The 14,106-nt window shown below is 72.2% G+C and carries 16 protein-coding genes; 13 read left to right on the plus strand and 3 right to left on the minus strand.

What is annotated here, in order from left to right; genetic code table 11:
- Positions 1–77 precede the first annotated feature (77 nt).
- On the minus strand, positions 78–842 hold the full coding sequence (locus tag ACFYXK_RS23165; protein WP_389412821.1) for an SLATT domain-containing protein: 765 nt from the start codon (positions 840–842) through the stop codon (positions 78–80).
- Between the two features lie 266 nt (positions 843–1,108).
- On the opposite strand from ACFYXK_RS23165, the gene ACFYXK_RS23170 reads away from it, so the two are divergent.
- The 7 genes from ACFYXK_RS23170 (at position 1,109) to ACFYXK_RS23200 (ending at position 7,354) form a co-directional block, all read left to right on the plus strand.
- The gene (locus ACFYXK_RS23170) at positions 1,109–1,453 is read left to right on the plus strand and encodes a YbaB/EbfC family nucleoid-associated protein (RefSeq protein WP_078621772.1); all 345 of its coding nucleotides are present in this window, start codon (positions 1,109–1,111) and stop codon (positions 1,451–1,453) included.
- A 37-nt stretch (positions 1,454–1,490) separates the two neighbouring features.
- Complete coding sequence (gene recR, locus ACFYXK_RS23175; protein ID WP_030152816.1) at positions 1,491–2,090, plus strand: recombination mediator RecR; 600 nt, start codon at positions 1,491–1,493, stop codon at positions 2,088–2,090.
- On the plus strand, positions 2,083–2,739 hold the full coding sequence (locus tag ACFYXK_RS23180) for a DUF5063 domain-containing protein (protein WP_389412822.1): 657 nt from the start codon (positions 2,083–2,085) through the stop codon (positions 2,737–2,739). The genes recR and ACFYXK_RS23180 overlap by 8 nt, the downstream gene beginning before the upstream one ends.
- Before the next feature lie 150 nt (positions 2,740–2,889).
- A complete protein-coding gene (locus ACFYXK_RS23185) occupies positions 2,890–4,164 on the plus strand; it encodes an aspartate kinase (RefSeq protein ID WP_389412823.1) in 1,275 nt (424 codons plus the stop codon).
- Positions 4,161–5,237: an aspartate-semialdehyde dehydrogenase gene (locus tag ACFYXK_RS23190; protein ID WP_389412824.1), complete on the plus strand. Its 1,077-nt coding sequence runs from the start codon at positions 4,161–4,163 to the stop codon at positions 5,235–5,237. Before ACFYXK_RS23185 ends, ACFYXK_RS23190 begins: the two co-directional genes overlap by 4 nt.
- A gap of 354 nt (positions 5,238–5,591) precedes the next feature.
- Positions 5,592–6,257 (plus strand): SigE family RNA polymerase sigma factor, encoded by a 666-nt coding sequence (locus ACFYXK_RS23195; RefSeq protein WP_389412946.1) that lies wholly within the window; start codon positions 5,592–5,594, stop codon positions 6,255–6,257.
- Complete coding sequence (locus ACFYXK_RS23200; protein WP_389412825.1) at positions 6,254–7,354, plus strand: hypothetical protein; 1,101 nt, start codon at positions 6,254–6,256, stop codon at positions 7,352–7,354. Before ACFYXK_RS23195 ends, ACFYXK_RS23200 begins: the two co-directional genes overlap by 4 nt.
- On the opposite strand, the gene ACFYXK_RS23205 is transcribed toward ACFYXK_RS23200, so the two are convergent.
- Both ACFYXK_RS23205 and ACFYXK_RS23210 read right to left on the minus strand, forming a co-directional pair.
- The gene (locus ACFYXK_RS23205) at positions 7,326–8,138 is read right to left on the minus strand and encodes an SURF1 family protein (RefSeq protein ID WP_389412826.1); all 813 of its coding nucleotides are present in this window, start codon (positions 8,136–8,138) and stop codon (positions 7,326–7,328) included. The genes ACFYXK_RS23200 and ACFYXK_RS23205 overlap by 29 nt on opposite strands.
- 67 nt (positions 8,139–8,205) lie before the next feature.
- Entirely contained in the window at positions 8,206–9,999 is a 1,794-nt protein-coding gene (locus tag ACFYXK_RS23210; protein ID WP_389412827.1) for a prolyl oligopeptidase family serine peptidase, read from the minus strand.
- A gap of 102 nt (positions 10,000–10,101) precedes the next feature.
- Between ACFYXK_RS23210 and ACFYXK_RS23215 the strand changes: the two genes are divergently transcribed.
- The 6 genes from ACFYXK_RS23215 (at position 10,102) to ACFYXK_RS23240 (ending at position 14,093) form a co-directional block, all read left to right on the plus strand.
- Positions 10,102–10,266, plus strand: a complete 165-nt coding sequence (locus ACFYXK_RS23215; protein WP_159047224.1) for a hypothetical protein — start codon at positions 10,102–10,104, stop codon at positions 10,264–10,266.
- Between the two features lie 90 nt (positions 10,267–10,356).
- A complete protein-coding gene (locus ACFYXK_RS23220) occupies positions 10,357–10,524 on the plus strand; it encodes a hypothetical protein (RefSeq protein ID WP_266627081.1) in 168 nt (55 codons plus the stop codon).
- Positions 10,525–10,603: 79 nt separating this feature from the next.
- Entirely contained in the window at positions 10,604–11,899 is a 1,296-nt protein-coding gene (gene codA, locus ACFYXK_RS23225; protein ID WP_389412828.1) for a cytosine deaminase, read from the plus strand.
- A gap of 32 nt (positions 11,900–11,931) precedes the next feature.
- Complete coding sequence (locus tag ACFYXK_RS23230) at positions 11,932–12,453, plus strand: DUF5956 family protein (RefSeq protein ID WP_389412829.1); 522 nt, start codon at positions 11,932–11,934, stop codon at positions 12,451–12,453.
- 549 nt (positions 12,454–13,002) lie between these two features.
- The gene (locus ACFYXK_RS23235) at positions 13,003–13,785 is read left to right on the plus strand and encodes a hypothetical protein (protein WP_389412830.1); all 783 of its coding nucleotides are present in this window, start codon (positions 13,003–13,005) and stop codon (positions 13,783–13,785) included.
- Positions 13,785–14,093: a PqqD family protein gene (locus tag ACFYXK_RS23240; protein ID WP_389412831.1), complete on the plus strand. Its 309-nt coding sequence runs from the start codon at positions 13,785–13,787 to the stop codon at positions 14,091–14,093. Before ACFYXK_RS23235 ends, ACFYXK_RS23240 begins: the two co-directional genes overlap by 1 nt.
- Positions 14,094–14,106 lie beyond the last annotated feature (13 nt).

Consider the following 14,106-nt stretch of genomic DNA (forward strand, 5'->3'; position numbering starts at 1 on the left):
CGGCGGGGCTGGATTCGGGTGCGGCGCCCTTGCCCCCGCGCCCCTGCGCCTCAAGCGCCGGCGGGGCTGGATTCGGGTCAGCGGGGCTGTTCCGGGGGGCGTTGGCGGGGCATGTTGGGGCGGGTGCCCGGGGGGAGCGGGAAGCGGGCCGGGGGCAGGCCCGCATCCGCCCGGGACGACGGGGCGCCGAGCGACTGCATGACCAGGGGCGCCGGACCCGAGGAGAACTCCACCATCCACTCCGCCGTCTCGGAGCGCACCAGCTCCGTCACGTCCTCCGAGAACCGCCGCAGGACGGTGAGGCAGCGCTCCGCCGCCTCGCTCGCCGTGCCCTCCGTGGGGCCCAGGACCTCCCGTACGTTCTCCGAGGCCCAGTCGAACTGGAGCGTCTGGAGGCGGCGCTGCACCGCCTGCGCCGTCGCCACGTCCCGCATCCAGCCCGAGGTCAGGCCGAAGAAGCGGTCGCAGGCCAGGCAGGCCGCGGCCAGCAGCAGCGACAGGTAGCCGTACGGCAGCGCGCCCGTGGCGGCTCCCGTGAGCTCCAGCAGCGGCATCGAGGCACCCGTGATCGCCCCCACCGCCGCACCGACCCGCAGGACCCGCGCGCCCCGGCGCTTCCACGCCCGGTCGGACAGATACCACTCCGCGGTGCGCAGCGCATCGGCCTCGACCCGCCGGTAGAGCTCGTCCAGCCGCTCGGCCGGCTCGCCCCAGTCCCCGAGGGGGAACGGCCCGCCGGTCAGATCGCCCGCCGCCATCGGTCCGCTGCCCTCCTCCCGGGAGTCCCGGGGCTCCCGGGGATCCCGGGGTGGCCCCTCGGGCTGCATCTCCGGCTGGCTCACCCGGCACTCCCTCTGCCTGCGCTGACGTGTGGTGGTGCGCGTGTGCGCAATGATGCGCATGCTCTTCCTACCTTCGAATGGCGGTCGATGGGCGGCGAATCCCCGGTTTTCCGCCCGCAAGGAGGTCTCCATCAGGTACGCGCACGCCCCGTCTCTCACTCGAAAGAGTTGGTCCTCACGGCGTAGGGCGCGCCGCGCGGTGAGCACGTAGGCTCGGATTGACCAAGCTGCCCCAGGCTTGGACGACGCTACGGAGTGAGTGACCTGTGATTCCCGGTGGTGGCCAGCCCAACATGCAGCAGCTGCTCCAGCAGGCCCAGAAGATGCAGCAGGACCTCGCCGCGGCGCAGGAAGCACTTGCGCAGGCCGAGGTCGAGGGTCAGGCCGGCGGCGGCCTGGTGAAGGCGACCGTCACCGGTTCCGGTGAGCTGCGTGCACTGGTGATCGACCCGAAGGCCGTGGACCCGGCGGACACGGAAACCCTCGCCGACCTGGTCGTCGCGGCGGTCCAGGCGGCCAACGAGAACGCCCAGGCGCTGCAGCAGGAGAAGCTGGGCCCGCTGGCCCAGGGCCTGGGCGGCGGCAGCGGCATCCCCGGTCTCCCGTTCTAGTTCCCCTACCCCTACCCCTACCGAAAGAAGGCAGTCCGTGTACGAAGGCGTGGTCCAGGACCTGATCGACGAACTGGGCAGGCTGCCCGGCGTCGGGCCCAAGAGCGCGCAGCGGATCGCCTTCCACATCCTGCAGGCGGAGCCCACCGACGTCCGGCGCCTCGCGCACGCGCTGCTGGAGGTCAAGGACAAGGTCCGGTTCTGCGCCGTGTGCGGGAACGTGGCGCAGGAGGAGCGGTGCAACATCTGCCGCGACCCGCGCCGCGACACCACGGTCATCTGCGTGGTCGAGGAGCCGAAGGACGTCGTCGCGATCGAGCGGACCCGCGAGTTCCGTGGCCGGTACCACGTCCTCGGCGGCGCGATCAGCCCGATCGAGGGCGTCGGCCCGGACGACCTGCGCATCCGCGAGCTGCTGGCGCGCCTCGCGGACGGCGAGGTGACCGAGCTGATCCTCGCCACCGACCCGAACCTGGAGGGCGAGGCGACCGCCACGTACCTCGCCCGCATGATCAAGCCCATGGGCCTGAAGGTCACCCGCCTGGCCAGCGGGCTCCCCGTCGGGGGAGACCTGGAGTACGCGGACGAGGTCACGCTCGGGCGGGCCTTTGAAGGAAGGCGACTTCTCGATGTCTGACGCAACGCTGCACGCCCTGGGCCAGGATCCGGACGACTTCGCCGTCCAGATCGCGGACCAGATCGAGTCCTTCATCGTCGCGGTCACCGAGGTGGCCAAGGGTGAGGACCCGGACAGCGCGGTGCCCTTCCTCCTCCTGGAGGTGTCCCAGCTGCTGCTGGCGGGCGGTCGGCTGGGCGCGTACCAGGACGTCCTGCCCGACGAGCGCTACGAGCCCGACCTCGGCCCGGAGCCGGACGTGGAGGAGCTGCGCGAGCGGTTCGCGTACATGCTGGACCCGGTCGACGTGTACTCCGAGGTCTTCGACCCCTACGAGCCGCGCAAGGCGCCCGTCGCGCACCGGATCTCCGACGACCTGGCCGACGTGGTGGCGGACCTCCGGCACGGCCTGGGGCACTACCGGGCGGGCCGGACGACCGAGGCGCTGTGGTGGTGGCAGTTCTCGTACTTCTCCAACTGGGGCCAGACGGCCTCGGCGACCCTGCGGGCCCTGCAGTCGCTGGTGGCGCACGTACGCCTGAACCAGCCGCTGGAGGCCCTGGACGGTCTGGACACGGACGAGGACCTGGCCGAGGACGACCTCGCCGAGCAGGCCGGACGGGTGATGGCCGAGGAAATCGGTGCGCGGCTGGGTGTGCACGGGAAGTAGGGCCACGGCGGGCGGTCGGCCCGTCGCGAACCAGCCGTGCGGGGAACCCGGGCTTTGATCTTTTCGTCTCATGATGCGGTACGAAGCGGTCGGATCGCGGCCGCTCGTTACACTGCACCAGCAATGAGACGGACTGAGCGAGGAGCGCACGTGGGCCTTGTCGTGCAGAAGTACGGAGGCTCCTCCGTAGCCGATGCCGAAGGCATCAAGCGCGTCGCCAAGCGGATCGTGGACGCCAAGAAGAACGGCCACCAGGTGGTCGTCGTGGTTTCCGCGATGGGCGACACGACGGACGAGCTGATCGATCTCGCCGAGCAGGTATCCCCGATGCCTGCCGGGCGCGAATTCGACATGCTGCTGACCGCCGGAGAGCGTATCTCCATGGCCCTGCTGGCCATGGCGATCAAAAACCTGGGCCACGAGGCCCAGTCGTTCACCGGTAGCCAGGCAGGCGTCATCACCGACTCGGTCCACAACAAAGCGCGCATCATCGATGTCACGCCGGGCCGGATCCGCACTGCGCTGGACGAGGGCAACATCGCCATCGTCGCCGGCTTCCAGGGCGTGTCGGCGGACAGCAAGGACATCACCACCCTCGGGCGGGGCGGCTCGGACACGACCGCCGTCGCGCTCGCCGCGGCGCTGGACGCCGAGGTCTGCGAGATCTACACCGATGTCGACGGCGTCTTCACCGCGGACCCCCGCGTCGTGAAGAAGGCCCGGAAGATCGACTGGATCTCCTCCGAGGACATGCTGGAGCTCGCCGCCTCCGGTTCCAAGGTGCTGCTGCACCGCTGTGTCGAGTACGCACGCCGATACAACATCCCGATCCACGTCCGCTCGTCCTTCTCGGGACTGCCGGGCACGTGGGTCAGCAACGAGAATCCGCAAGGGGACGAGCAGGTGGAGCACGCCATCATCTCCGGAGTCGCTCACGACGTCTCCGAAGCCAAGATCACGGTCGTCGGCGTCCCGGACAAGCCGGGCGAGGCCGCGGCGATCTTCCGCGCCATCGCGGACGCCGAGATCAACATCGACATGATCGTGCAGAACGTGTCCGCCGCGTCCACGGGCCTGACGGACATCTCCTTCACCCTCCCCAAGACCGAGGGCCACAAGGCCATCGAGGCCCTGGAGAAGGCGAAGGGCAAGATCGGCTTCGACTCCCTGCGCTACGACGACCAGATCGGCAAGATCTCCCTGGTCGGCGCGGGCATGAAGACGAACCCGGGCGTCACCGCCTCGTTCTTCCAGGCGCTGTCCGACGCGGGCGTGAACATCGAGCTGATCTCGACCTCCGAGATCCGCATCTCGGTCGTGACCCGCCAGGACGACGTCAACGAGGCCGTCCGCGCCGTGCACACGGCCTTCGGCCTCGACTCCGACAGCGACGAGGCCGTCGTCTACGGAGGCACCGGACGATGACCGCGACCCGGTCGACCCCGGCTCCGGCGCTCGCCGTGGTCGGGGCGACCGGAGCAGTCGGCTCCGTCGTGCTCCAGATCCTGTCCCAGCGGGCGGACGTCTGGGGCGACATACGCCTGATCGCCTCCCCGCGCTCGGCCGGCCGCATGCTGGCCGTGCGCGGCGAGGAGAGCGAGGTGCTCGCCCTCACCGAGGACGCCTTCGAGGGCTTCGGGCAGGGCGACGTGGCGCTGTTCCTGACCCCGGCCGAGGTCTCGGCCCGCTGGGCCCCCGTCGTCGTCACGCGCGGAGCCGTCGCCGTCGACCAGTCCGCGGCCTTCCGGGAGGACCCCGAGGTGCCGCTCGTGGTGCCCGAGGTCAATGCGCAGGCCGTACGGATGCGGCCGCGCGGGATCGTCGCGAGCCCGGACTGCGTCACCGCCTCGATGATCGCGGCCCTGGGCGCGCTGCACGCCGAGTACGCGCTGGCCGATCTGACCGTGTCCTCCTACCAGGCCGCGAGCGCCGCCGGCCGGGCCGGCTCCGAGGCGCTGCGCCGCCAGCTGTCGCTGGTCGCCGGGACCTCCCTGGGGGAGCAGACCGGGGACGTGCGGCGCGCCGTCGGCGAGGATGCCGGCCCCTTCGCGGCCCCCCTCGCCCTGAACGTGGTCCCGTGGTCCGGTGAGCTGCGGGGCGGCGGCTGGTCCTCGCACGAGCTGGCCGTACGGGCGCAGACCCGCCGGGTCCTGCACCTGGACGCGCTGCCGGTGTCGGTGACCTGCGTACAGGTGCCGGTGCTGACCGGGCATTCGCTGAGCGTACGGGCGCGGTTCGAGGCCGAGGTGGACGCCTCGCACGCCCGGGAGATCCTGGAGGCCGCGCCCGGCGTGGTGGTCGTGGACGACCCGGCGGCGGGGGAGTTCCCGACTCCGGTGGACGCGGCCGGGACGGATCCGGCCTGGGTGGGGCGGCTGCGGGCCTCGCTCGACGATCCGCGCTCCCTGGAGTTCTTCGTGTGCGCCGACAATCTCCGCAACGGGGCCGCCCTGAATGCCACTCAGATCGCGGAACTGATCGCTGGTGAATTCGCGTAATTCACTTTGTAGGATCAGTGCTGATCCCTTGATCAAGGTGATGGCCTGACTGCCGCCTGGGGACGGGCGGGGCAATCAGGAAGAGCGGGTACGCATGAGGGCAACAGGGATTTTGCTGGCGAGGCTGCCTCACGCGTACAACCCTGGTGGGGGGACGCGTGTCCAACTGGCGTGGCAGAGGCACTTCTCGACTTCGCCGTCGTACCGGCGCGCAGCGCAATCAGTGCGCCGCGCCGGCCTTCCCGTGTGCCCGCGTCCGGCGGCTTCCCGGTGATCGTTCCCGTCCCTCCGGCCGTGCCGTCCGCGGCGGCGCCGATCGCCGCGCCCTCCGCCGTACCGACCCGGGGCGGCCGCGTGCCCGCGCCCCGCGATAGCGCGGAGGCCGCGGGAAGCGGGGAGGAGGCGTCCGCCGCTGCCGAGCCGGTCACCGCCGAGCCGGCCGCTGCCGAGCCGGCCGCTGCAGAGCCGGCCGCTGCAGAGCCGGCCGCTGCAGAGCCGGCCGCTGCCGAGCCGGCCGTCGTCGCCGGCACCACGGTCGACCACCTCACCGAGACCTACCAGGCCCACTACCGCTCGCTGCTCGGCCTGGCCGCGCTGCTCCTCGACGACACCGCCTCCTGCGAGGACGTCGTCCAGGAGGCGTTCATCCGCGTCCACTCGGCCCGCAACCGGGTTCGCGATCGGGACAAGACACTGGCGTATCTGCGCCAGACCGTCGTGAACCTCTCGCGCTCCGCGCTGCGCCGCCGCATCCTCGGCCTCAAGCTGCTCTCGAAGCCGATGCCGGACATGGCCAGTGCCGAAGAGGGCGCGTACGACCAGCTGGAACGGGACGATCTCATCAAGGCGATGCGCGGACTCCAGCGGCGTCAGCGCGAGGTGCTGGTGCTGCGGTACTTCGCGGACATGACGGAGGTCCAGGTCGCCGAGACGCTCGGCGTCTCGCTCGGCTCGGTCAAGGCGTACGGATCGCGGGGCATTGCCGCGCTGCGGGTGGCGATGGAGGCTGCGCAGTCATGATGGACGACCACACTCCGCCGGGCGGCGCGGACGAGGAGCAGGCGCTGCGGAGCCTGCTGCGCGGGGCCGTCGAGGGCCTGGAGCCCTCCGAGGGCGCGCTCGAGCGGCTGCGGTACGCCGTCCCCGTGCGCAGGACCCGCAAGCGCCAGGCCCTCGTCGCGGCGGCGGCGGCCGTGCTGCTGGCCGGGACGGCGATCCCGGCGGCCCTGCACCTGCACATCACCGGCGGCGAGGGCGGCGCGGCCGACAACTCCGCCATGGCCGGGCACGGCGAGGAGCCCGGCACCACGGTGGGCGGCAGCACCTCCGACCCGCACCAGAACGGCTCGGGCTCCCCGTCCAAGTCCGCCGAGGCCGCCGGCAAGGGCGTGGAGACGGGCGGCTCCGGCGCGCAACGGGAACCGGAGCACGGCGGATCCCCGACCGGCGGCGGTACGGCCGGCCCGGCCACCGCGGGAGCCTCGGCGGGCGCCTCGGCCGGCACCGGCCCGATGCCCCCGGCAGCGGCGTCCGGACTGCCCGGGTGCAGCGCGGAGCAGCTCGGAGTGCAGGGCACCGCCAAGGCCCCGGAGGCCGACGGCAAGGTGTACGGCAGCTTCAAGGTCACCAACGTCTCGGCGCGCGGCTGCACCGTCATCGGCCCGGACACCGTGACCGCGGCCTCGGTGACGGCCTCGGCGCCCGGCCAGGGCTCGGGGGTCACCGTGGTCGGCCACATGGCGGGGGACCCGGCGGCCGGGCTGCCCGACCCGTCGGCGGAGACGCCGCTGCTGCTGCTCCAGCCGCACACGGCGTACGAGGTCCGCTTCGCGTGGGTGCCCTCGGCGCAGTCCTGCCCGGCGGCCTCGCCCGACCCGGGGCCCAAGCCCCCTGTGGACGGCACCCAGGACACCGGGCAGCGCGCGTCGGGCGCCGCTGCGACGGGCCCGGAGCCGGACAGCGGCAGTCCGGCCCGGGACCGCAGCGGGGTGGAGGTGACCCACACGCCGAACACGGCGCTGCCGGGGGCGCCGACCACGCAGACGACGATCCCCGCGGCGTGCGGGGGGACGGTCTACCGGACGGGCGTCATTCCGCTGGACGCGCCGAAGCCGTAGCCGGGGCGGCGGCCGACTCCCGTACGGCAGGCTCCGCCAGCAGCCCCGCCTCGGCGTCGCGCAGGGTCTCCACCTCGCGGCGGTAGAGCCGGAACCACATGAACAGCACGAAGGCGGCGAAGACGAACCACTCGCCGGTGTAGCCGAGGTTCTGGAAGGCCTTCAGGTCGAGCCCGGTGTTGCTCGGCGCCTGCGCGGGCACCGGGGTCAGCCCGTCCGCCGGGGTCTGCACCGTCAGCCAGGCGTCGTACAGCCCGTACGGCACGAGGTTGACCAGCGAGGCCGCCCCGATCACCCCGAGCTGCCCGGCCGGGAGCCCGCCCGAGGCGTACACGCCCTTGCTGCCGCCGCTCTCGGACGCCTGGAGCGCGCCGGTCACCTCGACCCGCCCGGTCGGTGCGGCCGGAGCCCGGGCCGCGTCCGCCGCGCCCGGCAGCCAGCCCCGGACCACCGGGACGGCCTTGCCGGTGTCGGTGCGCAGCAGGGTCAGCACGTAGAAGCCGGACTTCCCGTCGAGCCGCCGCTCGGGGACGAGCAGCTGGTCGGCGTACTCGCCGGAGACCGAGGCGAGGCGCCCGGAGGTCTTCCTGTCCACCGGGAGCAACGAGTCCAGCGGGGCGGCCACCTGGTCGGCGGGGCGTGCGCCGGCCGCCTCCTTGTGGCTGTCGACGCGGTCCTCGAACCGGCCGAGCTGCCAGGTCCCCATGAACAGGCAGACGGGAACGGCGAGCGCGACGAAGACGTTGATCCCCCACCAGCGCGGGGTCAGGAGAAACCGGTGCACCCCACCACCGTACGGGGGGTGCACCGGATCACCGGGGCCGGGGCCGCCGCTCCGGCTGCGTCAGGGGCTACTGCGGCAGGTGCTTCTGCACGAACTCGAGCTCCATCCGGACCTGCTTGATCCGCTCCTCCACGACGAGCGAGCCGTGCCCGGCGTCGTAGCGGTACACCTCGTGCACCGCCCCGCGCGCGGCCAGCCGGTCGACGTAGTTCTCGATCTGCCGGATCGGGCAGCGCGGGTCGTTCACGCCCGCCGCGATGTGGACGGGGGCCTTCACCGCGTCGACGTACGTGAGGGGGGAGGACGCCTCGAACCGCTCCGGGACCTCCTCCGGCGTACCGCCGAAGAGGGTGCGGTCCAGGGACTTCAGCGCCTCCATCTCGTCGTGGTACGCCGTGACGTAGTCGGCGACCGGTACGGCGGCCAGGCCCACGGCCCAGGCCCCGGGGTGCCTGCCCAGGCCCAGCAGGGTCAGGTAGCCGCCCCAGGAGCCGCCGGAAAGCACGAGGCGCTCCGGGTCGGCGAGGCCGGAGGCCACCGCCCACGCGCGGACGGCCTCGATGTCCTCGAGCTCGATCAGGCCGACGCGGTGCTTGAGGGCGTCGGTCCACTCGCGGCCGTACCCCGTCGAGCCCCGGTAGTTGACCCGGACGACCGCGAAGCCGTGGTCCAGCCAGGCCGCGGGGGTCGCCGCGAAGGCGTCGCTGTCGTGCCAGGTCGGCCCGCCGTGCACCTCGAAGACGGTCGGGAAGGGGCCGTCGCCGTGGCCCTCGGGCCGCTGCGCCAGTGCGTGGATCCGCCCGCCCGGGCCGTCCACCCACACGTCCTCCACCGGCACCGAGCCGGGCGGCCGGAACCCCGGGGGATCCAGGACGACCCCGCCCGCGGTGGACCGTACGGAAGAGGGCTCGGCCGCCGAGGACCACTGGTACTCGACCGTGCCGTCGGGCCGGGCCGTCGCGCCGGAGACCGTACCGGGCGGGGTGTCCACCCTGGTGAGCTCCTGCGCGGCAAGGTCGTAGCGCCAGAGCTCGCTGCGCGCCTCGAAGCCGTGCGCGATCAGCAGGGCGGAACCGTCCGGGTACCACTCGGCGCTCACATCGCCCGGCAGCTCGATCGCCAGGTCCTGCTCGGCGCCGGTGGCCACGTCCCACACCATCGGCTCCCAGCGGCCGCGCCGCTGGTGGCCGACGAGCAGCCGGGTGTCGCCCGAGACCGGCGCGAAGCCGAGCACCTCGAGGCCCAGCTCCACCGTGCCGCCGCGGGAGTCGTCGAGCTCGGCGACCGTGGCGCCGTCGAGGGTGACCACGCGCAGGGCCGAGTGCATGGCGTCCCCGTGCTCGGTGTGCTCGATCGCGATCAGGGTGCCGTCGTGCGAGAGGTCGCCGACGCCGGCCGACTCCCGGTGCCGGTAGATCACCACGGGCTCGGTGCCGTCCGGCCGCACCACGTGGATGGTCGAGCCGTCCTCGTCGGTGGAGCGGCCGACGACCGAGGTCCCGTCGCGGCCGATGGCGAGCCCGCCGGGGTAGGAGGGCTCCAGCCCGGGGGTGGCGGGCTCGTCGGGGCCGCCCGCGAAGGGCTGGCGCACCCAGGTGCCGAACTCGTCGCCGTCGGTGTCGGAGAACCACCAGATCCACTCGCCGTCGGGGGAGAGGGTTCCGTCGGTGGTCCCGTTGGGCCGCTCGGTCGCCTGCCGCTGCGTGCCGGTGGCGCGGTCCCAGGCGTAGAGCTCGTACGTCCCGGTCGCGTTCGAGACGAAGAGCGAGCGGTCCGGGGCGTCCTCGGCCCAGTCGGGCAGCCCGACGCGCGGCGCCCGGAAGCGCTTCTCCCAGTCCGGCATGGCCGTGTTGTCAGTCATACCCCCCATGTAACCCGATTGGCGCTGTCGGATGGTCGTGAAGGGCAGGAGGAGGCAGCGTGGGCGGGGTCCCACCCAGCCGTTTTCCAGTGAGGAGCGATCATGGCGAAGAAGCGCAAGGAGTCGACTCAGGAGAACCTTCGGTCGTCGGAGTCCGGGACCCCGCAGAAGCCGGCGCAGCTGATCGAGGACGTCCGACAGGCCCAGACGGAGGCCATGAAGGAAGACCGGATGCGCGAGCAGCGCCGCAAGGGCGGGCGCGGCTGACCCTGGCCCCCTGCCCCGGATGCCGCCTCCTGCGAACGGAGGGACAGTGGAGGGCGTAGGCCCTCCGGCGTGTCCCGAGGAGGAGTGATCATGGCCAGGAAGGCTCGTACCGGCACGGCGCAGGCCGCGGAGCGCGCGCACGAGCGGGCGAAGAACACCGCGGCCGAGGCGCGCGCCAAGGCCGCGGTCAGAGACGTGCAGTCCGTCTCGGCGAAGACGAGGGGCATGCAGCAGAAGGCCCAGGCCAAGCGTGGCTGAGCCGCTGCCGTTGCCGATTCACCGGTCGTGGCCTGTGGTTTCCCCGGGAAACCACAGGCCACGGTCGTAGGGTGGCCGCATGCGGATGATCGTCCGGGGTGCCCGGCTGCTGCACACTGACGGCCTGTACGACGTCGAGGTCGCCGAGGACGGCCGGATCGCCCGGGTGGTCCCGTACGACGACCAGAAGGAGCCGCCGGCCACCGGCGTGCTGATCGAGGCGCACGGCGGGCTGCTGTCGCCGCCCTACGTCGAGCCGCACATCCACCTGGACACGGCCCTGACCGCCGGCGAGCCGCGCCCGAACGCCTCCGGGACGCTGTGGGAGGGCATCGCCTGCTGGAGCGAGCGCAAGGCGACGCTGACCCGCGAGGACGTCGTCGCCCGGGCCACGGAGGTGCTGCGCTGGCAGGCGGCCCACGGCGTGCTGCACGTACGGACGCACTGCGACGTCACCGACCCGGCACTCACCGCGCTGGACGCGCTGCTGGAGGTCCGCGACCGGGTCAGGGAGTTCCTGACCCTGCAGATCGTGGCCTTCCCGCAGGAGGGCATCGTCTCCTTCCCGGACGGCGAGGCGCTGCTGCGCGAGGCGGTCGCACGCGGCGCGGACGTCGTCGGGGCGATCCCGCACTTCGAGGACACCCGCGAGGACGGGGTGGCGTCGCTGGGCATCGCCTTCGCCGTGGCCGAGGAACACGGGCTGCGCGTGGACGCCCACTGCGACGAGATCGACGACGAGCAGTCCCGGTTCGTGGAGGTGCTGGCCGCGCTCGCGCTGCGCACGGGGCTGCGGGAGCGGGCGACGGCCTCGCACACGACGGCGATGGGCTCCTACGGCGGCGCGTACAGCTTCAAACTCCAGCGGCTGCTGTCCCGTTCCGGGATCAACCTGGTCTCCAACCCCTTCGCGAACCTCAACCTCCAGGGGCGTTTCGACGGCTACCCCAGGCGGCGCGGCCTCACCCAGGTCAAGGAGATGCTGGCGGGCGGGGTCAACGTGGCCTTCGGCCACGACGACGTGATGGACCCGTGGAACGCGCTCGGCACCGCCGACCCGCTCCAGACCGCCCTCGTCGGGCTGTACGCGGCGCAGCTCACGGGAGCGGACGAGATCCCGGTGGCGTTCGACATGGTGACGGAGCGCGCGGCGCGGGTGCTGGGGCTGACGGCCTCGGAGTACGGCATCGCGCAGGGCGCGCCCGCCTCCTTCGTGCTGCTGCCGGCCGAGACCCCCGCCGAGGCGCTCCGCCGCCAGGTCCGGCCGCGGTACGTGGTCTCGCACGGGACGGTCCTCGCCGAGACGCGGCCGGCGCCGACCCGGCTGAACTGGCCGGGGGAGCCGCCGTCGGAGGTCGACTTCCGCCGGTCGTAGGCCCGCGCCCCCGGCGGCGGTAGCCTGCGCGCATGTCGTGGGACGAGGACGGAACACCGCACCCGCTCGCGCTGCGCCGCACCGGCCGCAGCGAGCAGGAGCCGGACCGGCTGCCCGAGGTCCGGGAGCTGGAGGTGCTCGGCTGGGAGCCCGCGCCCGAGGACATGCTGTGGGTGTTCCTCCCGTACGTGTGGCCCCCGGCCGCCCGGACCTGGATCCCGGACCGCTCCACCCACTGGGCGGTGGAGACCCGGCTGGACGGCCACGGGCACATCACCGACGTGGAGGCCGCCCCGCTCGCCGAGCCCGACCTGCACGACCTCGACTGGGAGGCGGAGGAGGTCCTCACGGAGCTCGGTCTTCCGCACCGGCCGCCGGGCCGCCTGTGGCTGCTGCGCCCGATCGGCTCCCTTCCCACGGTCGGGGCGGTCCTCGACCGCCTCCGGGCGGTGGCGCAGGAACGCGGGGTGGAGGTCCGGGCCTCGGCCGCCTTTCTCGCGCTGACCCGGGCCGAACTCGCCGCCCTGGCCGCCGGGTCCGGCAGCGGCACGTAGGCCAGGACCGGCCAACCCGCCGATTTCGCCCGCGGAATCCTCGTCACCGGTGGCGAGAACCCGTACTCGCCCGTACGCCGTCCGCGCCTGCGCGGGGCTCACCGCGGCGCCGTCGCAGGGCCCGGGGCGGGGCTGCGCCCGCCGTCCGCCCCCGGATCGCCGCGGGTCGCCGGGCCCCCACCGCATTCTTGATGCTCTCCTTACAGACCTCATGGTGCCTTCAATGTAAAGTCCAATTCTCGCCACGAGTTGCTTCTGGACGCATCTGAAGAAGCGTCAATATGCTGGCCTGCAAGGAAGTTCAAGAGTTGTGTAATGTGACTGACGTCGCATCATTCGGACTGCCGCGGCGTTAACGATCATTGCTAGAGTCCAAAAATGGCCAGCCGATTTTTCGGGTGTGCCGGAATTGGCCTCGGGATCGGAGATCACCTTTCCGAGGCGCGCCGCCCGTTCGGACTCCGTGGCGGCGACCCAAGTGGAACCAGAGCGCGCCGCCGGCCGATGATCTCGGCCGCGGCGGGCCGAGACGGGGAAGGGCCGTGCCTCATGACGTATGACACCTCCGGGGTAATCGCCGAGTTAGGGAGCCGCAACCTGCTCCCGGACGCGTACGAGACGGTGTTCGCGAGCGGCTCCCTGATCAGAGGCTGGGGCAACCCCACCAGCGACCTCGACGTCCACGTGGTCACCAGGGACGTCTGGGTCAGCACGATCGACGAGACCAACCACGTCGCGCTCGAACCGAACACGCTCCAGTACGAGGGAACGTTCGTCGACGGCCGTCGCTGGGACATCGAGTACTGGACCTCCTCCCAGCTCGAGCAGGTCCTCTCGAAGGTCTCCCAGGAGCAGTTCGCCGACGATCAGGGCGCCTGGCGCACCCTCAGCTACCACGAGATCGCCATGCTGGAGCGGCTCCCGTACGCCGCCGCAGCCGACGACGGCGCCTGGCTGGCGGCCACCCGCGAGCGGCTCGCGGCCTCGGCGCACCGGTCGGTGCTGATCGTGAACTCGCTCAAGCAGGCCGACAGCTACACCGAGGACGCGGCCGGCCAGATCGCCCGGGGCGACCTGTACAGCGCGGTCATCGCGACCAAGAACGCCTTCAACCACGCCGTCGACGCCCTGCAGGCGAGCCTCGGCCAGTTCGGCAGCCTGTGGCCGAAGTGGCGGGCCCGGCGGATGGAGATCCTGAACCCCGGGCTGCTGCCGTTCGACGCGTACTGGGCCATCGAGACGATGCGCACCTTCGACCCGGACAACCCGCAGAAGTGGGTCGAGGAGACCATCGCCGTCTGCCAGCGGATCTCCATGGAGGTGTCGGTCTGATGCCGCTCGACGAAAACATGCAGGTGGGACCCGGTTCGGTGGCCTCGCTGCCGCTGAACGTGAAGATCCGCAACCACCGCGGCACGACGGTGGTCGGCGGGTACGAGCACTTCTTCGAGCTGACCCCGTCCGCCGCCCACATCTGGCGGCAGATCGACGGAAAGCGGACCGTGCGGGACATCGCCGCGCTGATCGCCGAGGAATACGAGATCGATCAGGAATCCGTGGTGCAAGACATTGTCGAGCTCTTCACGGAACTCGCACAGCACGATGTCGTGAACATTGCGCAAGGCGATTCTCGGAGCTGAATTCCACCAGGGG

Source organism: Streptomyces sp. NPDC002209, from assembly GCF_042890265.1.
In the GTDB taxonomy this organism is placed as follows: Bacteria; Actinomycetota; Actinomycetes; order Streptomycetales; family Streptomycetaceae; genus Streptomyces.